The 20,800-nt window shown below is 72.5% G+C and carries 18 protein-coding genes; 10 read left to right on the top strand and 8 right to left on the bottom strand.

Going from position 1 to position 20,800, the window contains the following annotated elements; all coding sequences use genetic code 11:
* Positions 1-3: 3 nt before the first annotated feature.
* The gene (locus QOL88_RS10575) at positions 4-786 is read right to left on the bottom strand and encodes an adenosylcobinamide-GDP ribazoletransferase (protein WP_097216190.1); all 783 of its coding nucleotides are present in this window, start codon (positions 784-786) and stop codon (positions 4-6) included.
* A gap of 60 nt (positions 787-846) precedes the next feature.
* Between QOL88_RS10575 and QOL88_RS10570 the strand changes: the two genes are divergently transcribed.
* Positions 847-1,611 carry a hypothetical protein gene (locus tag QOL88_RS10570; RefSeq protein ID WP_097216189.1) on the top strand — a complete coding sequence of 255 codons (765 nt, stop codon included), beginning with the start codon at positions 847-849 and terminating at the stop codon, positions 1,609-1,611.
* Here QOL88_RS10570 and QOL88_RS10565 read toward each other — a convergent pair.
* Positions 1,551-2,249 (bottom strand): hypothetical protein, encoded by a 699-nt coding sequence (locus QOL88_RS10565; RefSeq protein ID WP_179878827.1) that lies wholly within the window; start codon positions 2,247-2,249, stop codon positions 1,551-1,553. The genes QOL88_RS10570 and QOL88_RS10565 overlap by 61 nt on opposite strands.
* Positions 2,250-2,403: 154 nt before the next feature.
* Positions 2,404-3,513, bottom strand: a complete 1,110-nt coding sequence (gene cobT, locus QOL88_RS10560; protein WP_097216188.1) for a nicotinate-nucleotide--dimethylbenzimidazole phosphoribosyltransferase — start codon at positions 3,511-3,513, stop codon at positions 2,404-2,406.
* A 197-nt stretch (positions 3,514-3,710) separates the two neighbouring features.
* Between cobT and QOL88_RS10555 the strand changes: the two genes are divergently transcribed.
* On the top strand, positions 3,711-4,757 hold the full coding sequence (locus QOL88_RS10555) for a class I SAM-dependent methyltransferase (protein ID WP_283445887.1): 1,047 nt from the start codon (positions 3,711-3,713) through the stop codon (positions 4,755-4,757).
* 35 nt (positions 4,758-4,792) lie between these two features.
* Here QOL88_RS10555 and QOL88_RS10550 read toward each other — a convergent pair whose 3' ends face one another.
* A complete protein-coding gene (locus QOL88_RS10550; protein WP_097216187.1) occupies positions 4,793-5,992 on the bottom strand; it encodes a bifunctional adenosylcobinamide kinase/adenosylcobinamide-phosphate guanylyltransferase in 1,200 nt (399 codons plus the stop codon).
* A gap of 246 nt (positions 5,993-6,238) precedes the next feature.
* Between QOL88_RS10550 and QOL88_RS10545 the strand changes: the two genes are divergently transcribed.
* Complete coding sequence (locus QOL88_RS10545) at positions 6,239-6,451, top strand: hypothetical protein (protein WP_097216186.1); 213 nt, start codon at positions 6,239-6,241, stop codon at positions 6,449-6,451.
* Positions 6,452-6,506: 55 nt separating this feature from the next.
* Here QOL88_RS10545 and QOL88_RS10540 read toward each other — a convergent pair whose 3' ends face one another.
* Together QOL88_RS10540 and QOL88_RS10535 are read right to left on the bottom strand one after the other, a co-directional pair.
* Entirely contained in the window at positions 6,507-7,208 is a 702-nt protein-coding gene (locus QOL88_RS10540; RefSeq protein ID WP_097216185.1) for a class I SAM-dependent methyltransferase, read from the bottom strand.
* An 83-nt stretch (positions 7,209-7,291) separates the two neighbouring features.
* Complete coding sequence (locus QOL88_RS10535; protein ID WP_097216184.1) at positions 7,292-7,891, bottom strand: DUF3043 domain-containing protein; 600 nt, start codon at positions 7,889-7,891, stop codon at positions 7,292-7,294.
* A 317-nt stretch (positions 7,892-8,208) separates the two neighbouring features.
* On the opposite strand from QOL88_RS10535, the gene QOL88_RS10530 reads away from it, so the two are divergent.
* The 6 genes from QOL88_RS10530 (at position 8,209) to QOL88_RS10505 (ending at position 16,942) form a co-directional block, all read left to right on the top strand.
* The gene (locus QOL88_RS10530) at positions 8,209-8,994 is read left to right on the top strand and encodes a PspA/IM30 family protein (protein WP_267958791.1); all 786 of its coding nucleotides are present in this window, start codon (positions 8,209-8,211) and stop codon (positions 8,992-8,994) included.
* 23 nt (positions 8,995-9,017) lie between these two features.
* Positions 9,018-9,296, top strand: a complete 279-nt coding sequence (gene pspAA / locus QOL88_RS10525; RefSeq protein ID WP_097216183.1) for a PspA-associated protein PspAA — start codon at positions 9,018-9,020, stop codon at positions 9,294-9,296.
* A gap of 71 nt (positions 9,297-9,367) precedes the next feature.
* Positions 9,368-10,588, top strand: a complete 1,221-nt coding sequence (locus QOL88_RS10520) for a sensor histidine kinase (RefSeq protein ID WP_097216182.1) — start codon at positions 9,368-9,370, stop codon at positions 10,586-10,588.
* Positions 10,585-11,268, top strand: a complete 684-nt coding sequence (locus tag QOL88_RS10515; RefSeq protein ID WP_097216181.1) for a response regulator — start codon at positions 10,585-10,587, stop codon at positions 11,266-11,268. The genes QOL88_RS10520 and QOL88_RS10515 overlap by 4 nt, the downstream gene beginning before the upstream one ends.
* Positions 11,269-11,428: 160 nt before the next feature.
* Positions 11,429-14,563: an efflux RND transporter permease subunit gene (locus QOL88_RS10510; RefSeq protein ID WP_097216180.1), complete on the top strand. Its 3,135-nt coding sequence runs from the start codon at positions 11,429-11,431 to the stop codon at positions 14,561-14,563.
* 144 nt (positions 14,564-14,707) lie between these two features.
* Complete coding sequence (locus QOL88_RS10505; RefSeq protein WP_097216179.1) at positions 14,708-16,942, top strand: serine/threonine-protein kinase; 2,235 nt, start codon at positions 14,708-14,710, stop codon at positions 16,940-16,942.
* Between the two features lie 18 nt (positions 16,943-16,960).
* Here QOL88_RS10505 and nadA read toward each other — a convergent pair whose 3' ends face one another.
* A complete protein-coding gene (gene nadA, locus QOL88_RS10500; RefSeq protein ID WP_097216178.1) occupies positions 16,961-18,145 on the bottom strand; it encodes a quinolinate synthase NadA in 1,185 nt (394 codons plus the stop codon).
* Positions 18,146-18,426: 281 nt separating this feature from the next.
* On the opposite strand from nadA, the gene QOL88_RS10495 reads away from it, so the two are divergent.
* Positions 18,427-18,783: a HesB/IscA family protein gene (locus QOL88_RS10495; protein ID WP_097216176.1), complete on the top strand. Its 357-nt coding sequence runs from the start codon at positions 18,427-18,429 to the stop codon at positions 18,781-18,783.
* Between the two features lie 84 nt (positions 18,784-18,867).
* Here QOL88_RS10495 and QOL88_RS10490 read toward each other — a convergent pair whose 3' ends face one another.
* Positions 18,868-20,766, bottom strand: a complete 1,899-nt coding sequence (locus tag QOL88_RS10490) for a hypothetical protein (RefSeq protein WP_097216175.1) — start codon at positions 20,764-20,766, stop codon at positions 18,868-18,870.
* Positions 20,767-20,800 lie beyond the last annotated feature (34 nt).

Raw genomic sequence — 20,800 nt, 5'->3', positions numbered from 1 at the left:
GTTTCAGCCCAGTGACAGAACGACCAGCGCCGTGGTCGCCGCCGTCTCCGCCAGACCGCCGAAGACGTCCCCCGTGACGCCGCCGAAGCGCCGGGTGCAGTGCCGCAGCAGCGCCTCGGCGGCGGCCAGGGAGAGGACGACCGCGAGCACGGCCCGGATCACGTCGTACGGCCCGAAGAGGGCACCGGCCGCCGCGGCGGCCCCGGCGACGGCCACGGCGGTGACCGCGGCCCCCCGCGGCGGCACCACCCCCGCGACCGCCGCCCCCAGCCCCTCCGGCCGAGCCGCCGGCACCCCGGCCCGGGCCGCCAGGGTCAGGGCCAGCCGGGCGAGGGTCGCCGAGACGACGGCGGCGCACGCGCCCCGGGCCCAGGAGGCGTCGTACACCTGGGCGAGCGCGGCGACCTGCGCGAGCAGGGTGAGGACGAGGGCGATGACCCCGAACGGCCCGATGTCCGACTGCTTCATGATCCGCAGCGCGTCCTCGGCGGGCTTGCCGCTGCCCAGCCCGTCGGCGGTGTCCGCGAGCCCGTCGAGATGCAGCCCCCGGGTGAGGACGGCCGGCACGGCGACGGTCGCCACGGCGGCGAGCGGGGCGCCCGCACCGAGGAACAGCAGCACCAGCCCGAGCCCGGCGGCGGCGGTACCGACCGCGAGACCGGCCAGCGGGGCGCACAGCATGCCGCCGCGCGCGGCCTCCCGGTCCCACCGGGTCACCCGGACGGGGATCACCGTGAGGGTGCCGAAGGCGAAGCGGAGGCCGTCGAGGGGCGAAGTGGTGGGCACCGGCGCAGGCTACCGGCCGGTCAGGAGGGCGGGAACGGCAGCCGAGGATAAAGTTCACATATGGGATGGTTCGAGCGGAACATCATGGAACCCGGCAAGCTGCCGTTGCTCCTCGCTCTCGTCTCCTTCGTCCTGACCTTCGTGATCACCCGTGGCATCACCCGTCTCATCCGGGCGGGGAAGGGCCCCTTCCGCAACATCAGCGGCAGCGGCGGTGTCCACGTCCACCACGTGGTCCCCGGCGTCATCCTGACGATCGTCGGCGGCTTCGGCGCGGTCGCCGGTGGCCAGTACGGCTTCGGCTCGGCACTGGCCGCGGTGATCTTCGGCATCGGCGCGGGCCTGGTCCTCGACGAGTTCGCCCTGGTCCTGCACCTCGCCGACGTCTACTGGACCCCGGACGGCCGCAAGAGCGTGGAGATGGTCGTCCTCACCGCCTCGCTGGTCGGCCTGCTCCTGATCGGGTTCTCGCCGCTCGGCGTCAACGACCTCAATGACGACCAGCAGCAGAACCGCGCCGTCGTCCTCGTCAACGTCCTCGTGAACTTCGCGTTCGCCCTCGTCGCCCTGTTCAAGGGCAAGGTCCGCATCGCCGTCCTGGGCCTGATCATCCCCCTCGTCGCCCTGATCGGCGCCGTACGGCTGGCCCGCCCCACCTCCCCGTGGGCCAAGCGGTTCTACCGGAACCGCCCCCGCGCCCGGGCGAAATCCGGCTTGCGGGCCTACCACCACGACCGCCGCTGGGTGGGCCCCCGGCGCGCCTTTCAGGACTGGATCGGCGGCGCGCCCGACCCCGAACCGGCCCGCTCCCTCGAACGCCGCTGACGCAGTTCGCCGACCGCGCACAGCACCAGCACCGCCGCGATCGCCGCGAGGTGCTCCTTGCCCGCGAGGTTCTCCTTGAGTACGACCTCGACCACCATCGCCGCGATCACCACCGAGGCCGTGACGTACGCCCGGTAGCGCCAGCCCAGGAACACGGCCAGGCCCACCACCGCCGCCGACGGCCCGGTGTCCACCACCCAGGCGTCCGAGGCGGGCAGGCCGAGCGGGGAGTGCGGGCCGAGGAGGATGCCCAGGCGCGCGTACAGGGTCCCCGCGAGCGTCGCGACATAGGCGATGGCCAGCGTCCGCCACCAGCCCAGGCACAGCTCGGCGATGCCGAACACCAGCAGGATCTGCACGAGCGCGCCCCACACCGGCAGATCCAGCGCGGGCACGAACAGCGACAGCGGCGTCCGCAGCAGCGCCAGCCACAACGGGTCCTCGGCCCGCACGGCGCCGACGCTCTGCACGAACCGGTAACCCCATGACTGGTTGTGCGCGAAGTGCAGCACGGCCGTGAGACACACGGCCGTGACCGCCATCGGCACGGCCCGCCGGCGCCGCGCGGCCAGCGGCCCGCGCACCGCCGCGTACAGCGCACCCCATTCGGCGCGGGCCCAGCGGGCGAGCGTGGTCATCCGGCGGTCGTCCTCGTCCGTGCGTCGAAACGTCTGAGGGTGTCTGCGACTCAGTCAAACCGACACCACGTTCCAAGACCGACCGGAACGGGACGAAGTTGAGCCAGGCGTGAGTGACCTGGATCTCGGCGCTGCCCCTGCGCCGGGGGCGCCTCTACTGCTCGGCCGGCGCCTCGGACCCGTCCGGCCCGGCCTGCTCCCCGAGTTCCTCGGACTCCTTCGGCTTCTCGGGCAGCTCCGCGGCCAGCGCGGCCGCGGCCTGCACGAGCGGCAGCGCCAGCAGACCGCCCGCGCCCTCCCCGACGGTCACCCCGTGGGTCAGCAGCGGCTCCAGGGCCATCCGGTCCAGCGCCTTGGCCTGCCCGGGCTCGCCGCTGTCGTGCGCGGCCAGCCACCAGTCCGGCGCCCGGAACGCGATCCGCTGCCCGACCAGCGCGCACGCGGCCGTCACGACCCCGTCGAGCACCACCGGCAGCTTGCGCACCGCGCTCTGCAGCAGAAAGCCCGTCATCGCGGCGACATCGGCCCCGCCCACCGCGGCCAGCAGCTGCAACTGGTCCCCGAGCACCGGCCGGGCCCGGCGCAGCGCGTCCCGGATCGCCGCGCACTTGCGCATCCACGCCAGGTCGTCGATCGCCAGCCCACCGCGCCCGGTGACGACCGACGCGTCGACCCCGCACAGCGCCGCGACCAGCACGCCGGCCACCGTGGTCCCGCCGACGCTCACATCGCCGAGTACCACCAGGTCCGTACCGGAGTCGGCCTCCTCATCGGCCACCGCGACCCCGGCCCGGAACGCCGCCTCCGCCTCTTCCGGCGTCAGCGCGTCCTCGATGTCGATCCGCCCGCTGCCGCGCCGCACCCGGTGCCGTACGACGTCCTCCGGCAGGCTCTCGGGATCGCAGTCCAGGGCCATGTCGACGATCCGCACCGGCACGCCCAGCCGCCGTGCCAGCACCGACACGGGCCGGCCGCCCTCCAGCACCTCGCGCACCAACTCCCCGGCGCCGCCCGCCGACCGGGCCGAGACGCCCAGCTCGGCGATGCCGTGGTCACCGGCGAAGAGCACCACCCGCGGCCGTTCGACCGGCCGGACCGGCACGGCGGACTGCGCCGCCGCAAGCCACTCACCCAGTTCGTCGAGGCGGCCCAGCGACCCGGGCGGCACGATCTGTCGCTCCCGGCGTGCCTCGGCGTCACGGCGGATCCCGCCGTCCGGACGCTCGATCAGATCGGTGAAGTCGTCGAGATTAAGCGAGCTCATTCGCCGAACAGTACCGGCCCCGGTCGAACAGCACGGCGCCACATGACCACTCCGTCACGGCGACATCGTTGCACCCAAGATCGGCATCCCATACGTTCCGTTTTGCAGAGGATTGTCGTACGTGGCCGGTGCGACGTCCCCGCCGTACGTCCTCGCCGTACGCAGCAGTCGTACGCCGTCGCGCCCGGGAGCCGCCCATGACCGCACATCCCGCCTCCTCAGCACCCCCCGTCCCCCAAGCGACCACACGGGTCCACGAACCGCGCCGGGAGGACTGCCCCTGGTGCGGCTCCGACCGGCTGCGCAACCGGCTGCGCACCGGTGACCTGCGGCAGTACAAGCCGGGCAGCTTCACCGTCGACGCGTGCCGGGAGTGCGGCCACACCTTCCAGAACCCCCGCCTCACGATGGAGGGCCTCGCCCTCTACCACCGGACCGTGCGCGGGGCGCCCAGGGACCCGGCGAGCGACGGCCTCCTCGCCCTGCGCGGCAGCCCGCGCCGACACCGCTCGGCGGCCCGCGCGATGCTGCGCTGCGGCGAGCCGGAGAGCTGGCTCGACGTCGGCACGGGCCACGCCCGCTTCCCGGCCACGGCCCGGCAGTTCTTCCCCTACACCGCCTTCGACGGCCTGGACCCCACCCCGCGCGTGGTGCGCGCCCGCACCGCCGACCGCGTCGAGGAGGCCCACGTCGGCCGCCTGACGGACCCCAGGATCGCCGCCCCGCTGCGCGCCCGCTACGACGTGGTCAGCATGCTCCACCACCTGGAGGGCACGCCCGACCCCCGGGCGGAACTCCGGGCCGCCCTCTGCGTCCTGCGCCCGGGCGGCCACCTGCTCATCGAGACCCTGAGCCCCCGCAGCGTCTTCGCCGCCCTGCTGGGCCGCTGGTGGCTCCCCTACGACCAGCCCCGCCACCTCCACCTGCTGCCCCCGCAGAACGTCCGCGCGGAACTGGAGTCGGCCGGCTGCACGATCCTGACGCTCGACCACCGCCCGGTCCACGTCCCCCACGACCTCGCGGGCGCCACGTCCCTGGCCCTCTCCCACGCCCTGCCGGCCCCGGACACCCCCTGGCGGGCCATCCCCCCGCCCCCCGTCCAGCGGCACACCCGCGCGGCCCTGCTCCGCGCGGGCATGCCCCTGGTCGCCGTGGCGGCGCTGGCCGACCACCTCATCGCCCCGGTGACCCGCCGCACCCGCTTCGCGAACACATACCGGGTGATCGCCCGCACAGCCCCGTAGCCCGGGCCGGGAGAAGGGAAGCCGCGGGGCCCCGGTCAGCCCCGCAGCACCACCGCCTGCCCCGCCACCACCAGCAGCACATGCTCACACTCGGCCGCGAACCCCGCGTTCAGCCGCCCGAGTTCATCGCGATACCGCCGCCCCGACGCCGTCGACGGCACGATCCCCGACCCCACCTCGTTCGACACGGCGACCACCGTCCGCCGGGTGCCCCGCATCGCCTCGGTCAGCTCCCGCACCCGCTCCCGCAGGGCCTTCTCGCCCCGCTCCGCCCACACCGCGTCGTCCCACGCCCCGACGGAGTCCATCGCGTCCGTCAGCCACAACGACAGGCAGTCGACCAGCAGCGGCGGCCCCTCCTCCTTCAGCAGCGGCACCAGATCGCAGGTCTCGACCGTCTGCCACGACCCCGGCCGCCGCTCCCGGTGCGCCGCCACCCGCGAGGACCACTCCGTGTCCCCGTTGCGCGCCCCGCCCGTCGCCACGTACAGCACGTGCGGAAAGGCCTCCAGCCTCCGCTCGGCCTCCACCGACTTGCCCGACCGGGCCCCGCCCAGCACCAGCGTCCGCCGCGGCACGTCCGGCACGTCCTCGTACGCCCCCACCGCCAGCGTCACCCCGTCCGGCACGGCCCGCGCCCCGGCCGCCGCGAGCCGCCGCCCGAGCTCCGGGCCGGGCGGCACGTCGTGGTCCAGATGGACGGCGAGCACGTCGGTCGTCGGCCCGATCGCCCCCACCGCCCGCAGTTTCGCCAGCGCGTCCGGCCGCCCCACGACGTCCGCGAGCACCATGTCGTACGACTCGGCCGCGTCCGCCAGACCCGCGGGCGCCCCGCCCGGCGGCAGATACAGCAGCCGCTGCCCCTCCGGCCCGGTCACCGCGTACCCCGTGCCCGGCGCGTCCAGCGCCACCGCCCGAACCCGGTGCCCCGTCAGGAGCGTCAACTCCCGCCCGTCCGGCACCCGTCCGGGCTGCGGCAGTCCCGCGGGCACCTCGACCGCCGGCCCGTCGTGCGGATGCGACAACAGCACCTGCCGCACGCCGGTCAGGGAACGGCCCGCCCGCGCCGCCGCGAACGCCGCGCCCGGCGTCAGGTCGAGCAGCAGCGCCCCGTCCAGAAGCAGCGCGGTGGCCGCCCGCGCATCCGGCCCGAGAGCCGCCGCACAGGCCGCACAGGGACAGTCGGGGCGGGGGAGACCCGCGGGGGCACCGGTGCCGAGCAGAGTAAGTTCCACGCCCCGATTCTCACCCGTGGCCATGGGTCACGCGTGATGGAGACGCCCCTAAGGGGCGCGGGCCGTGTCGATGTGCGGCTCCGCCGCGCGGGCGCGCTCAGCCCACGACGACCTGCACGCGTCCGTCCGCCCCGCACCCCGCAAGGCGTATAACGCCGAACCCAGCGGAGCGCTTACGCTCTGAGAGGGGCCGGACCAAGATCCGGCTTTCGCTGTGCAGTGTGCTCACACACATGGGAGGCGTACATGGCGGCATGGACGTGGCGGTTCGAGAAGACCGACGGGACGGAGGTCCAGCCCGCGGTGACGCCGGAGGATTTCCCCACCCAGGGGGACGCCGAGTCCTGGATCGGGGAGCACTGGAAGGCCCTCGAGGAGGGCGGCGCCGACCAGGTGAGGCTGTTCGAGGACGTCACGGAGATCTACGGGCCGATGAGCCTGCACGCGGCCGAGGCGTGAGCCCGGTGGGCGGGGGCCGACGGCCCTCGCCCACCACCCCCTCTTCCGCGGGTGGTCAGCCGCGCACGCCGCACAGGTGCAGCAGCGCGGCCACCCCGCGGTACGGATCGGTTCGCCCGGCCTTCTCCTCCACCGCGAGCAGCGTCTCCACGTCGGCCGGGGCCTGCGCGTCGTCCGGCGCCGTGTCGGTGAACACCCGCACCCCGTACCAGACGTGCAGCGGCGCCCCGATGCCCGCGAGCGTCGACGTCAGGTCCTTCAGCCGGTCGGCCCGCACGTCGAGCCCCAGCCGGTTGCGATAGGCGGTCGTGTCGAAGGCCGCCAGCGCACCGGACCAGTCACCGGACAGGCCCGGCCGGATCGCGAGCGCGTCCCCGTTGCGCACGAGCAGGGACAGCAGCCCGCCCGGCGCGAGCATCCGGGCGAGGCCCGCCAGCAGCGGGTCGGGCTCCTCGACGTACATGAGGACGCCGTGGCACAGCACCACGTCGAAACTGCCCGGCAGGAAGTGCACACCGGTGTCGCGGCCGTCGCCCTCGATGATCCGCATCCGCTCCCGGATGCCCTCCGGTTCCCCGGCGAGGGCCTCCCGGGCCACGGCGACCATCGTCGCGTCCTGCTCCAGACCGGTCACCTGGTGTCCGGCCCGGGCCAGCCGCAGCGCCTGGGTGCCCTGGCCCATTCCCACGTCCAGCACCCGCAGGCGCTGACCGACCGGGAACCGGCCGACTATCTGCTCGTCCAGCTGGCGAGTCACCAGCTCCTGACGGACGACATCGCGCAGCCCGCCCAGCTTGTCCAGCCAGGCATCCGCCGCACCCCCGGAGAACTGCGTCGTGGTCAGGGCCGCTCTCCGCGCTTGACCTGCGGCTTCGGCAGCCGGAGCCGACGCATCTGGAGGGAGCGCATCAGGGCGTAGGCGACGGCGCCGCGCTTGTTCTCACCCGCGAAGCGCTCGTTCAGCTGCTTCTTCAGACGGAAGGACGTGACGAACGAGTCGAGCACGATCAGCACGATCACCACGAGCCACAGCAGCAACGCGACGTTCTGCAGCGAGGCCACCCGCACCATGCTCAGCACGAGGATGACGACGGCCATCGGCAGGAAGAACTCCGCGATGTTGAACCGGGAGTCGACGAAGTCGCGCGCGAACCGGCGGACCGGTCCCTTGTCCCGCGCGGGCAGATAGCGCTCGTCGCCGCTCGCCAGCGCCTGGCGCTGCCGCTCCATCGTGGTACGGCGCTCCTCGCGCTGTCGCTTGGCGGCCTCCTTGCGCGTCATCGACGTGTTGGCCACGCTGCGGCGCGAGGACTGGGCCTGGCTGCGCTTGGGCGTGGGGCGGCCCTTGGGGGCCTCGGGGTGACGGGGCTGACTGGAGTCGGTCACCGGCGCCTTGTCGGCGTCCTGGGCCTTCTCATCCTTCGCACGGCTACGGAACACAAAACCCAAGGGTAAGGGCTTTGGGGCATGGACCCCAGCCTCGTGGGGAACGATCCGGCAACACCAGTCGTCAGTAAGGGGACAGAGGGGACGTTGCGTACGCCTCCGGATGTTTCCCGGGGTGTACGGCTCCGGTAACCCCGGGGACCACCTACTCCCTACGCCGGAGCGGGAGCGTACGCAGTCGTCCTTGGGGATGAGCGCATCCGTCCCCGAACAGTGCGGTAATGGATGCAGGGCCCGTACTGTGGGTTCTGTCGCAGGAGCAGCTGCCGGAGTCGGTCAGAAGGGGGCGCGCGAAGCCCATGAGCGGTGTCATGAAGCGTATGGGGATGATCTTCCGCGCGAAGGCGAACAAGGCCCTTGACCGGGCCGAGGACCCGCGCGAGACCCTCGATTACTCGTACCAGAAGCAGCTCGAGCTGCTCCAGAAGGTCCGCCGCGGCGTCGCCGACGTGGCGACCAGCCGCAAGCGCCTGGAGCTGCAGCTGAACCAGTTGCAGTCGCAGTCCGGCAAGCTCGAGGACCAGGGCCGCAAGGCGCTCGCGCTGGGCCGCGAGGACCTGGCCCGGGAAGCGCTCTCCCGCCGCGCCGCCCTCCAGCAGCAGGTGACCGACCTGGAGACCCAGCACGCGACGCTCCAGGGCGAGGAGGAGAAGCTCACCCTCGCGGCCCAGCGGCTCCAGGCCAAGGTCGACGCCTTCCGTACGAAGAAGGAGACGATCAAGGCGACGTACACGGCGGCGCAGGCGCAGACCCGGATCGGCGAGGCCTTCTCCGGCATCTCCGAGGAGATGGGCGACGTCGGCCTGGCGATCCAGCGCGCCGAGGACAAGACGGCCCAGCTCCAGGCCCGGGCCGGCGCGATCGACGAGCTGCTCGCCTCCGGGGCGCTCGACGACCAGTCCGGGATGCACAAGGACGACATCCAGGCCGAGCTGGACCGGCTCTCCGGTGGTACGGATGTAGAGCTGGAACTGCAGCGCATGAAGGCCGAACTGGCTGGAGGCTCGGGCAGCGGGCAGCAGGCCATCGAAGGCGGCTCGAACGGGCAGCAGTCCCAGCAGCAGCCGCAGGACACTCCGCGCTTCGACAAGCAGTAGGGGTCCACGCCTAGGAGGGCGACATGATCGTACGGATCATGGGGGAGGGCCAGGTGAGTCTGGCCGACGGCCACCTCGCCGAGCTGAACAAGCTGGACGACGAACTCCTGGCGGAAATGGAGAACGGCGACGGCCCCGGCTTCCGCCGCACCCTCCAGGCCCTGCTGACCAGGGTCCGCGACCTGGGCGACCCCCTCCCGGACGACTCCCTGGAACCGTCGGAACTGATCCTGCCGTCCCCCGACGCGACGCTGGAGGAAGTCCGGGAGCTCCTCAGCGACGACGGCTTGATTCCGGGCTGAGTCCGGGCACCCATGGGCGGGCCGGCAGGGGGCTGGGGGCCCAGCCCCCCGCCCAGCTACCGTAAACACCCGTGAGCACCCTCGCGCGGGCCAAACACCAGGCCAAGGCGCACCCCCTGGCCCTGGACGCCATCCTCGCCCTCGCCGTCCTGGTCTGCATGGTCGCCGGCTCCTTCGTGGAACCCCGGCACCGCGACAGCGTCAACTGGGTCCTGCGCACCCCCGACCTCCTCAGCCTCCTCCTCATGACCCTCGGCGCCGCGGCCCTGGTCTTCCGCCGCCGCGCCCCCATGGCGGTCCTCGCCCTCACGGGCACGCTGTCCGTCGTCGAGTCCGTCACCGGCGACCCCCGCACCCCCGTCGCGATGTCCGCCGTGATCGCCCTCTACACCGTCGCCTCCACCACCGACCGCCCCACCACCTGGCGGGTCGGCCTGCTCACGATGACCGTGCTGACCGGCGCCGCCATGGTCGCCGGACCTCTGCCCTGGTACGCCCAGGAGAACCTCGGCATCTTCGCCTGGACCGGTATCGGCGCCACCGCCGGTGACGCCGTCCGCAGCCGCCGCGCCTTCGTCCAGGCCATCCGGGAACGCGCGGAGCGGGCCGAGCGCACCCGCGAGGAGGAGGCCCGCCGCCGGGTCGCCGAGGAACGCCTGCGCATCGCCCGGGACCTGCACGACGTGGTCGCCCACCACATCGCCCTGGTCAACGTGCAGGCCGGGGTCGCCGCCCACGTCATGGACAAGCGGCCCGACCAGGCCAAGGAGGCCCTCGCGCACGTCCGCGAGGCCAGCCGCTCCGCGCTCAACGAACTGCGCGCCACCGTCGGCCTGCTCCGGCAGTCCGGTGACCCGGAGGCCCCCACCGAACCCGCCCCCGGCCTGGACCGCCTCGACGAACTCACCGGCACCTTCCGCAGCGCCGGCCTGCACGTGGAGGTCGCCCGCGCCGACCAGGGCACCACCCTCCCCGCCGCCGTCGGCCTGGCCGCCTACCGGATCATCCAGGAGGCCCTCACCAACGTGCAGAAGCACGCCGGGCCCCAGGCCAAGGCCGAGGTCAGCGTCGTACGCGTCGGACCGAACATCGAGATCACCGTGCTCGACGACGGCAGCGGCGAGAACGAGACCCAGGACAGCGGTGGCGGCCACGGGCTGCTCGGCATGCGTGAGCGGGTCAGCGCCCTGCGCGGCACCCTCACCACCGGTCCCCGCTACGGCGGCGGCTTCCGCGTCCATGCGATCCTGCCGCTCAAGAACCGCACACCGACCGGGGAGGACCCCGCATGACCATCCGTGTCCTGCTCGCCGACGACCAGGCGCTGCTGCGCAGCGCCTTTCGCGTGCTCGTCGACTCCGAGCCCGACATGGAGGTGGTCGGCGAGGCCGCCGACGGCGCGGAAGCGGTCCGGCTGACCAAGGAGCAGCACGCCGACGTCGTGCTCATGGACATCCGCATGCCCGGCACCGACGGCCTCGCCGCGACCCGCCTGATCAGCGCCGACCCCGAGCTCGCCGACGTCCGGGTGGTCATCCTGACGACGTTCGAGGTCGACGACTACGTCGTGCAGTCGCTGCGGGCGGGCGCCTCCGGCTTCCTCGGCAAGGGCTCCGAGCCCGAGGAACTGCTGAGCGCCATCCGTATCGCGGCCGGCGGGCAGGCCCTGCTCTCCCCGGCGGCCACCACGGGCCTGATCGCCCGGTTCCTCGCCACCGACGACCCGGCCGACGCCGACCGCGACCCGGCCCGCGGCGAACGGCTCGACTCGCTGACCGTCCGGGAGCGCGAGGTGCTGGTCCAGGTCGCCGGCGGGCACTCCAACGACGAGATCGCCGAGCGCCTCGAAGTGAGTCCGCTGACGGTGAAGACGCACGTCAACCGGGCCATGGCCAAGCTCGGAGCCCGGGACCGCGCCCAGCTCGTCGTCACCGCGTACGAATCCGGTCTGGTCCGTCCAAGGGTGGAGTGAGTTCGACCCGGGTGTACTGCGGCCGGAGTATGCGCCGCATAAGGATTTGGACCTGGGGCCTACGAAACCCGGCTCCCGCATGGCTCAGGGTGTAGGGGCGGGCGCTCATCTGCGCGTCCGCTGCCGCTTCTGCCGCTAAACAGAAGAGAGACCCTCACCCATGTCCTGGCTGTCCAGGTTCAGCCTCGCGCAACGGGCCTTGATCGGGCTGATGTCGATCATCGCGCTCGTCTTCGGGGCGATCGCGATACCCCAGCTCAAGCAGCAGCTGCTGCCCACCATCGAACTGCCCATGGTGTCCGTGCTGGCGCCGTACCAGGGCGCGTCCCCGGACGTGGTCGAGAAGCAGGTCGTCGAACCCATCGAGGACACCCTCGAAGCCGTCGACGGCATCAGCGGCGTCACCTCCACCGCCAGCGAGGGCAACGCCGTGATCATGGCGTCCTTCGACTACGGCAACGACACCGAGCAGCTGGTCGCCGACGTCCAGCAGGCCGTCAACCGGGCCCGCGTCCAGCTCCCCGACGACGTCGACCCGCAGGTCGTCGCCGGTTCCACGGACGACATCCCCACCGTCGTCCTGGCCGTCACTTCCGGCCGGGACCAGCAGGCCCTGGCCGACCAGCTCGACAAGACCGTCGTGCCGGACCTGAAGAGCATCGACGGCGTCGGCCAGGTCACCGTCGACGGGGTCCGGGACGTCCAGGTCACCGTCACGCCCGACGACGCGAAGCTCGCCAAGGCGGGTCTGACCTCGCTGTCCGTCTCCCAGGCGCTCAAGGCGGGCGGCGCGACCGTCCCGGCCGGCTCCTTCGACGAGGGCGGTGCCAACCGCACCGTCCAGGTTGGCGGGGGTCTCACCTCGCTGAAGCAGATCCAGGACCTGATGGTCACGGGCGAGCCCGGCAAGGGCAAGCCGGTGCGCCTCGGCGACGTCGCCACGGTGAAGCAGCAGGAGGCCCCGGCCGACTCCCTCACCCGTACCGACGGCAAGCCCAGCCTCGCCGTCGCCGTCACCATGGACCGCGACGGCAGCGCGGTCGCCATCTCCGACGCCGTCCAGGACAAGCTGCCCGACCTGCGCAAGGACCTCGGCTCCGGCGCCACCCTCACGGTCGTCAGCGACCAGGGCCCGGCGGTCTCGAAGTCCATCAAGGGCCTGACCACCGAGGGCGCGCTCGGTCTGCTCTTCGCCGTCCTGGTGATCCTGGTCTTCCTGGCCTCGATCCGCTCGACCCTCGTGACCGCGGTGTCCATCCCGCTGTCCGTGGTCCTCGCCCTGATCGTGCTGTGGACGCGTGACCTGTCGCTGAACGTCCTCACGCTGGGCGCCCTGACCATCGCCATCGGCCGCGTCGTCGACGACTCGATCGTGGTCCTGGAGAACATCAAGCGCCACCTCGGCTACGGCGAGGAGCGCCACTCGGCGATCCTCCAGGCCGTCCGTGAGGTCGCGGGCGCGGTGACGTCCTCGACGCTCACCACGGTCGCGGTGTTCCTGCCGATCGGCCTGGTCGGCGGCATGGTCGGCGAGCTGTTCGGCTCGTTCAGCCTGACCGTGACGGCCGCGCTGCTGGCGTCCCTCCTCGTCTCCCTGACGGTCGTGCCGGTCCTGTCGTACTGGTTCCTGCGCCCGCCGAAGGGCACCCCCGAGGACGCGGACGAGGCCCGCCGGATCGCCGAGGAGAAGGAGGCCAAGAGCCGCCTCCAGCGCGTCTACGTTCCCGTCCTGCGCTTCGCGACCCGCCGCCGCCTCACCAGCGTGGCCCTCGCGATCGTCGTGCTGGTCGGCACGTTCGGCATGGCACCGCTGCTGAAGACGAACTTCTTCGACCAGGGCGAGGTCGAGGTCCTCACGGTCAAGCAGGAGCTGAAGCCCGGCACCAGCCTGGCGGCGACCGACGTCCAGGCGAAGAAGGTCGAGCAGCTGCTCGCCGGCACCGAGGGCGTGAAGGACTACCAGGTCACCATCGGCTCGTCCGGCTTCATGGCCGCCTTCGGCGGCGGCACGGACACCAACCAGGCCTCGTACCAGGTGATGCTGGAGGACTCGGCGTCGGCCGAGGACGTCCAGGACGGCATCGAGAAGGGCCTGGCCGGGCTGAAGGGCATCGGCACGACCACCATCACCGCCGGCGACGGGTTCGGCGCCCAGGACCTCAGTGTCGTGGTGAAGGCCGCCGACGCCGACGTGCTGCGTACGGCGTCCGAGGAGGTCCGCAAGACGGTCGCCTCGCTCGACGACGTCACGGACGTCACCAGCGACCTGTCGCAGAGCGTGCCGCGCGTCTCGGTGAAGGCCAACGACAAGGCGGCCGCGGCCGGCTTCGACGACCAGACCCTCGGCGGCGCCGTCGCCCAGGCCGTCCGCGGCACCCCCGCGGCCAAGGCCGTCCTGGACGACACCGAGCGCGACGTCGTCATCCGCTCGGCCGAGCCCGCCAAGACCCTGAAGCAGCTGAAGGACCTCCGTCTGGGCGGAGCGGTGAAGCTCGGCGACATCGCCACCGTCGAGCTGGTCGACGGCCCGGTCTCCATGACCCGCATCGACGGCCAGCGCGCGGCCACCATCACCGCGAAGCCGACCGGCGACAACACCGGCGCGGTCAGCACCCAGCTCCAGTCGAAGATCAGCGCGCTGAAGCTCCCGGACGGCGCCACGGCGTCGATCGGCGGTGTCTCCGAGGACCAGGACGAAGCCTTCGTCAACCTGGGCCTGGCGATGCTGGCGGCCATCGCGATCGTCTTCATGCTGCTGGTCGGGACCTTCCGGTCGCTGGTCCAGCCGCTGATCCTGCTGGTCTCCATCCCGTTCGCCGCCACCGGCGCGATCGGCCTGCTGATCGCCACCGGCACCCCGATGGGCGTCCCGGCCATGATCGGCATGCTGATGCTGATCGGCATCGTGGTCACGAACGCGATCGTGCTGATCGACCTGATCAACCAGTACCGCAAGCAGGGCCACGGCGTCGTCGAAGCGGTGATCGAGGGCGGCCGGCACCGGCTGCGCCCGATCCTCATGACCGCCCTGGCGACGATCTTCGCCCTGCTGCCGATGGCCCTCGGCATCACCGGCGAGGGCGGCTTCATCGCCCAGCCGCTGGCCGTGGTCGTGATCGGCGGCCTGGTGACGTCGACGCTGCTCACCCTGCTCCTCGTCCCGACGCTCTACGCGATGGTCGAGCTCCGCAAGGAGCGCCGGGCGAAGAAGCGCGCGGCGAAGCGGGCGAAGAAGACCGGGGAGCGGCCCGACGCGACGCCGGCCTCGGACGAGCCGGAGCCCGCGTCCGTCTGATCGCGGGCTCCTCGCCGAGCCCGGACGGCGAGCCCTTTCGGCGGCCGGGTCCCGAACCGGACAGCACGGTTCGGGACCCGGCCGCCGCCGTGTTCCCGTTACGTATCCTGACCCCGGACTCATCGCGGGGGAGAGGAACCGGGCGTGCCGCTGCAGAAGGACGACCCGAAGTCGATCGGCGGGTACAAACTGGTCGGCCGGCTCGGCTCCGGGGGCATGGGGATCGTCTACCGCGGCCGGGCCCGTTCGGGGCGCGAGGTCGCCGTCAAGGTGGTGCACGCCCAGTACGCGGAGGACGCGGTCTTCCGCGCCCGTTTCCGACAGGAGATCGAGTCCGTCCGCAAGGTGAGCGGCGCCTTCACCGCGCCGGTCCTGGACGCGGACCCGGAGGCGGTACGGCCCTGGATGGCGACCCAGTACGTGCCCGGCCCCTCCCTCGCCGCCCTGATCCGCGACCAGGGCCCGCTGAAGGGCACCGCGCTGCGCCGACTGGCGCTCGGGCTGGTGGAGGCACTGCGGGAGATCCACCGGGCGGGGGTGGTGCACCGGGACCTCAAGCCCGCGAACGTCCTGATGGCCGAGGACGGCCCGCGCGTCATCGACTTCGGCATCTCCCGCGCGGCCGAGAACCACAACACCCTGACCGAGACCGGCCAGATGATCGGCACCCCGCCGTTCATGTCGCCGGAGCAGCTCACCGACGCCCGATCGGTGGGCCCGGCCTCCGACGTGTTCTCCGTGGGCGCCCTGCTCGTGTACACGAGCACCGGCCGGGGGCCTTTCGACGCCGACAGCCCCTATCTGACGGCCTACCGGGTGGTCCATGACGCCCCCGTCCTGGACGGCGTCCCGGAACCCCTGCACGCACTGCTGGCACGTTGCCTCGCCAAGAGCCCCGCGGACCGGCCCGGACTGGACGAACTGGCGCGGGAGTTCGTGGCGGCGCTGCCGGAGACGGGTGCGCAGGACCAGAGCACGGTGCCGTTGCGCACGGACGAGGTGGCCCTGGTCAGCACCCGGCCCGCCGCGGTCGCCGCCCCCGGCCCGCCGGCCGCCGTCCGACGCCGCAGCCGTGCCCGGCGGCTGTGGGCCACGGCCGGCACGGCCGCCGCCCTCGCGCTCGGCCTCACGGGCTATCTGCTGTTCGGACCCGGAACAGGCGGGGACGACTCACGCGGCGGGACGGACCCCGCCGGGTCCGCGCCCTCCCGGTGGACGGCCGTCCCGGCCGGCTGGAAGCCCTGGCAGACGACAGTGGACGCTCCCGCCGCACAGGGAGTGAAGCGGGCAGACGGCATCGCCGGGACCGGGTCGTTGGACGGCCCGGAGTGCGATCTGTACGAGGGAGGCCTCTACTGCGCGGGCGACGGAGTCCTGCCGGTGCGCCTCGACGCCCTGACCGGACAGGCCCGCTGGCGCGCCGACGTGCTGCCCCCCGGTACGGGCAAGGGGTCGTACAGCTTCTCCGTCCTCGGTGTCACGGACGACGCGGTGCTGGTGGAGCAGACGTACAGTCCCGACCACGGGGAGGACGTCAAGGTCACGGTCGCCGCCCTCGACACCCGGGCCGGCAAGCGGCTGTGGCACCGCACGGTGAACGTCGACACGGTCCGCCCGTATCTCTTCGGCGACCTCGTGATCGTGCCGGACGACGGCGGTCGCTCGGTGACCGCCCGCTCGCCGCGCACCGGCGCCGGGCGCTGGACGGCACCGCTGCCCGGGGGCCGGCACTGCAGCCCGGCGGACACCGGCGGGAACCGCTACCTGGTGTGCGGACCCGACTTGGTGCCCGTGAAGGAGACGCTCCTGCTGAGGCTGGACCCGGCCGACGGCTCGGTACGACGCCTGACGGTGCCGAGCGGCATTACCCCCGTCGGCGCCTACGACGGGCGGCTGGTCTTCCTCGAACCGACCGAGGACGAGGAGGACGACGCCTTCGCCCGGATCCGGCTGCTGGATCCGGACACCGGCAGGGAAAGCACGGTGAAGCTCGCGGAGCCGCTGGAGGGCAACGCGGCGCTCTCGGGCGGCACCCTGTGGTTCGCCACGTCGTCCGGACAGGTCACCGCGGTGTCGGTCCGCACGGGCGAGCGGCTGTGGCAGACCCGGACGAGCCTGGAGCAGCCCAGCGACGTCACCGACGACCCGCGCGCCCACGTGGTCTATCTGTCCAGCGCCAGCGGAAGGGTCGCCGCCCTCGACACGCGAAAGGGCACGCTGCTGTGGGAGACCCTGCCGCGTGCCCAGCGGGTGACCAACCAGGGGTGGTGGCGCTCCGAGGTGCGGCTCCACGAGGGCGCCCTCGTGGTCGCCACCGCGGAGGGTGACGTCTTCACCCTCGACCCGGCCCACCCCGACCGGAAACCCGTCTCGGGGTGAGCCCAGGGGGCAGCAGACCTACGGCAGGGCCAGCATCCGCTCCAGGGCCAGCTTCGCGAAGGCCTCCGTCTCCTTGTCCACCTCGATGCGGTTGACGAGGTTGCCCTCGGCCAGGGACTCCAGGGTCCAGACCAGGTGGGGGAGGTCGATGCGGTTCATGGTCGAGCAGAAGCAGACCGTCTTGTCGAGGAAGACGATCTCCTTGCCCTCGGGCGCGAAACGGTTCGCCAGGCGGCGGACCAGGTTCAGCTCCGTGCCGATGGCCCACTTCGAGCCGGCCGGGGCGGCCTCCAGGGCCTTGATGATGTACTCGGTCGAGCCGACGTAGTCCGCCGCGGCCACGACCTCGTGCTTGCACTCCGGGTGGACCAGGACGTTCACGCCCGGGATGCGCTCGCGCACGTCGTTCACCGAGTCCAGGCTGAAGCGGCCGTGCACCGAGCAGTGGCCGCGCCACAGGATCATCTTCGCCGCGCGCAGCTGGTCGGCCGTAAGGCCGCCGTTCGGCTTGTGCGGGTTGTAGAGGACGCAGTCCTCCAGGGACATGCCCATGTCGCGGACGGCGGTGTTGCGCCCGAGGTGCTGGTCGGGCAGGAAGAGCACCTTCTCGCCCTGCTCGAACGCCCAGTCCAGGGCACGCTTGGCGTTGGACGAGGTGCAGATCGTGCCGCCGTGCTTGCCGGTGAACGCCTTGATGTCGGCGGAGGAGTTCATGTACGAGACGGGCACGACCTGCTCGGCTATCCCGGCCTCGGTCAGCACGTCCCAGCACTCGGCGACCTGCTCGGCCGTCGCCATGTCGGCCATCGAGCAGCCGGCGGCGAGGTCGGGCAGGACGACCTTCTGGTCGTCGGACGTCAGGATGTCCGCCGACTCCGCCATGAAGTGCACGCCGCAGAACACGATGTACGCGGCCTCCGGGCGGGCGGCCGCGTCCCGGGCCAGCTTGAACGAGTCACCCGTCACGTCGGCGAACTGGATGACCTCGTCGCGCTGGTAGTGGTGGCCGAGCACGAAGACCTTGTCCCCGAGCTTCTCCTTCGCCTTGCGGGCGCGCTCCACCAGGTCCGGGTCGGACGGCGAGGGCAGGTCGCCGGGACACTCCACACCGCGCTCGCTCTTCGGGTCGGCCTCACGGCCGAGGAGCAGCAGGGCGAGGGGCGTCGGCTGTACGTCGAGCTCCTGGGTCTGGGCGGTGGTCACGGCACGCACCCTTTCTGTTTCTGCGACTTTTCGTCGATTTGACGCTATCTATCATAACCGCTTCACGTCACTTTGACGACGGCCATAGCGTCTGTGTGACGTGAATCCCGGTGGGCCCGCGTTCATTCCCGGGAAGACCCGGAAAGAGCCGTTTTCCGGTTCCGGGCGCGTGTGCGAGCATGAAAAGGAGCCGGGATCGACGCCCGGCCCGGAATGAATCCGCGGCCCCGCCGGTTGCAACCGTCGGCAAGCAGTCTCCGTACAACCCGGGAGAGATGTAGATGTCCGTATCGGACGAGACCAGCACCGTCACCGACGGCATCATCCTGACCGACGCCGCCGCGTCCAAGGTCAAGGCGCTGCTCGACCAGGAAGGCCGCGAAGACCTCGCGCTGCGTGTCGCCGTCCAGCCCGGCGGCTGCTCCGGCCTGCGCTACCAGCTCTTCTTCGACGAGCGCGCCCTCGACGGCGACGTCAAGAAGGACTTCGGCGGTGTGAAGGTGGTCACCGACCGCATGAGCGCCCCGTACCTGGGCGGTGCCACGATCGACTTCGTGGACACCATCGAGAAGCAGGGCTTCACGATCGACAACCCGAACGCGACGGGCTCCTGCGCCTGCGGCGACTCCTTCAGCTGAGCCTGCCGAGCCGCTCCGGCGGCCGCGAACACGACGAAGGCGGCGGCCCCCTCCGACGGGGCCGCCGCCTTCGCGCTGTCGCTCCTACCGCTCCCGCGTCGGGGGAGCCGGCAGCCGCGCGCCCTCCTTGGCCAGCGGCACCGCCTTGCCGTCCGAGTTCACCACGGCCCGGTCACCGAGCGGCTCGTCCAGCCGCACGGTCTCCTGGAACTGCTTGGCGATCATGACGCAGACCTTGTCCGGCCACGGGGTCGACGTCACGGAGACCGTCACCTCGTCGCCCTTCTCGCTCGCCTTCACGTCGTAATCGGCGCACACCCCGCCCGTGAAGGTCACCGTCAGCTCCGAGCCCTCGGCCCGATAGCCGTCCACCTTCACCTCGCGCGGCCCGGGAGCCGAGGTCGGCTGGTCACTCGGCTCGCTCGGCTCGGGGGAGGCCAGGTACTTCGGCTCGACCGCCGGGTACGTCACCGTGAACGGGTCCTTCGCGCCCGGCGCCGTCACCTCGAACAGCCAGGACGGCACCAGCGCCTGCCGTCCGTCCACGACGTGCGCGGCCAGCCCGAACACCGCGTTCTCGACCGTCACCGTGTCCGGCTCGGAGGCACCGCCCGACGGCTGCTCACAGGGCTGCTCCAGCCGGTCCTTCAGTGGCACGGGGCCGGCGCAGCCGCCGATGCCCATCCGGTGGTCGTGCTTCGGCTGCCCGTTCATCAGCTCCAGCGCCTTCTCGGCGCCGACCACCGGGTAGGTGTCGCCCTTCACCGGCGTCTTCAGCTGTCCGCTGCCGCCGACGATCTCACCGTCCGAGCCGACGTCGATCCCGGTCGTCCAGCCGTACGTGGGCAGTCCGCCGACCTCGGGAGCGGCGTTCACCACCCGCTGGGCCCCCATGACCTGGCTCGCGTCGCGCTTCGCGTCGTCCTGACCCACCGCCTTCAGCACGGGCGCCGCGGCCTTCTCGGCCACCTCCTCGCTCACCGGTGTGCCACCGGACCGCGGGGCGGTGCAGGTGTCGGTGCCCTTGCAGTTGTCGGTGCCCGGGGCGTACCGGGTGAACGTCCAGGACCCCGGCGCCTGCCGGTTCACCTGGAGGCTCGGCCCCGACCCGTCCTGGCCCCCGATCTTCCAGGCCTCGCCCTGCGCCACCGGCGCTCCCTCGACCCCGAGGGCCTTCGCCAGCCGGGCCACGTCCTCCTTGGTGACCTCGCCCTGCGCCCGGTACACCGGGGCCTTGCCCGGGCCGTCCGGCAGGGGGCCGCCGACCCGGTAGGTGGCGCCGTAGGGGTTGGGCTCGCCGGGCGCGATGCCGTTGCCGCCGCCCGCCGTGGACTCCGAAAAGCCGTCGAGCGCGAGCGGCGGGGGAGTGTCGTCCCCGCCGGGGGCGCCGGAGGTCGTACCGCCGCCCGACCCGCTCGACGCGTTGGAGGCGAGCCAGGCCCCGCCACCGCCGATCAGCAGCACGGCGGCGGCAACGGAGGCGATGATCGCGGGCGTACGGGGACGGCCACCGTCGTGGCGGACCAGGTCCTCGTCGTCGCGTACGTCGCCTTCATGGCGGGGGAGGTCGCCGGCTTCATCCGGGAGGGCGCCGGCCGGTTCCGGCGTCGCGGGCGCCGACTCGCCGTCGGCCTGCCGGTCATCGGACGCGGGCGTCTCGGCGATTTCCTCGACGGCACCCGTCTCGGCGGCCTCCGGCGCACCCGGCTTCCCGGCGGCCGGCGCGCCGTCCACGCCCTCGGCGGCTTTCGCGTCAGCGGTGTGCGTGTCCTGACCCGGCACCTCGGAAGCCTCCGAAGCCTCGGCGGTCGCTTCGGCCTCCTCGGCCTTCGCGGCCTCTTCGGGCTCAGCGGCCTCCGGCGACTCCCCGGTCTCCGCCGGGGTACCGGCGTCGGCCGTACCCGGCTCCTCGACCTCCGGGGCGTCGGCGGTGGCGCCCGCCTCCCTGGCGTCGTCGTCGTTGTCGGGTCGCTCGGTGTTCACCGCATCGCTCCTTCGGCTGCACAGCTGTCCCATG

This window comes from Streptomyces sp. Ag82_O1-12 (genome assembly GCF_900182715.1).
Classification (GTDB): Bacteria; Actinomycetota; Actinomycetes; order Streptomycetales; family Streptomycetaceae; genus Streptomyces; species Streptomyces massasporeus.
This window is presented reverse-complemented; position numbering and strand designations above follow the sequence as displayed.

Excerpts from the sequence above, each read along its gene's own strand:
- cobT (WP_097216188.1), bottom strand. The coding sequence starts at position 3,513 with ATGAGCTCGCTTAATCTCGACGACTTCACCGATCTGATCGAGCGTCCG.
- QOL88_RS10555 (WP_283445887.1), top strand. The coding sequence starts at position 3,711 with ATGACCGCACATCCCGCCTCCTCAGCACCCCCCGTCCCCCAAGCGACC.
- QOL88_RS10495 (WP_097216176.1), top strand. The coding sequence starts at position 18,427 with ATGTCCGTATCGGACGAGACCAGCACCGTCACCGACGGCATCATCCTG.
- QOL88_RS10530 (WP_267958791.1), top strand. The coding sequence starts at position 8,209 with ATGAAGCGTATGGGGATGATCTTCCGCGCGAAGGCGAACAAGGCCCTT.
- QOL88_RS10565 (WP_179878827.1), bottom strand. The coding sequence starts at position 2,249 with ATGACCACGCTCGCCCGCTGGGCCCGCGCCGAATGGGGTGCGCTGTAC.
- QOL88_RS10570 (WP_097216189.1), top strand. The coding sequence starts at position 847 with ATGGGATGGTTCGAGCGGAACATCATGGAACCCGGCAAGCTGCCGTTG.
- pspAA (WP_097216183.1), top strand. The coding sequence starts at position 9,018 with ATGATCGTACGGATCATGGGGGAGGGCCAGGTGAGTCTGGCCGACGGC.
- QOL88_RS10510 (WP_097216180.1), top strand. The coding sequence starts at position 11,429 with ATGTCCTGGCTGTCCAGGTTCAGCCTCGCGCAACGGGCCTTGATCGGG.
- QOL88_RS10545 (WP_097216186.1), top strand. The coding sequence starts at position 6,239 with ATGGCGGCATGGACGTGGCGGTTCGAGAAGACCGACGGGACGGAGGTC.
- QOL88_RS10515 (WP_097216181.1), top strand. The coding sequence starts at position 10,585 with ATGACCATCCGTGTCCTGCTCGCCGACGACCAGGCGCTGCTGCGCAGC.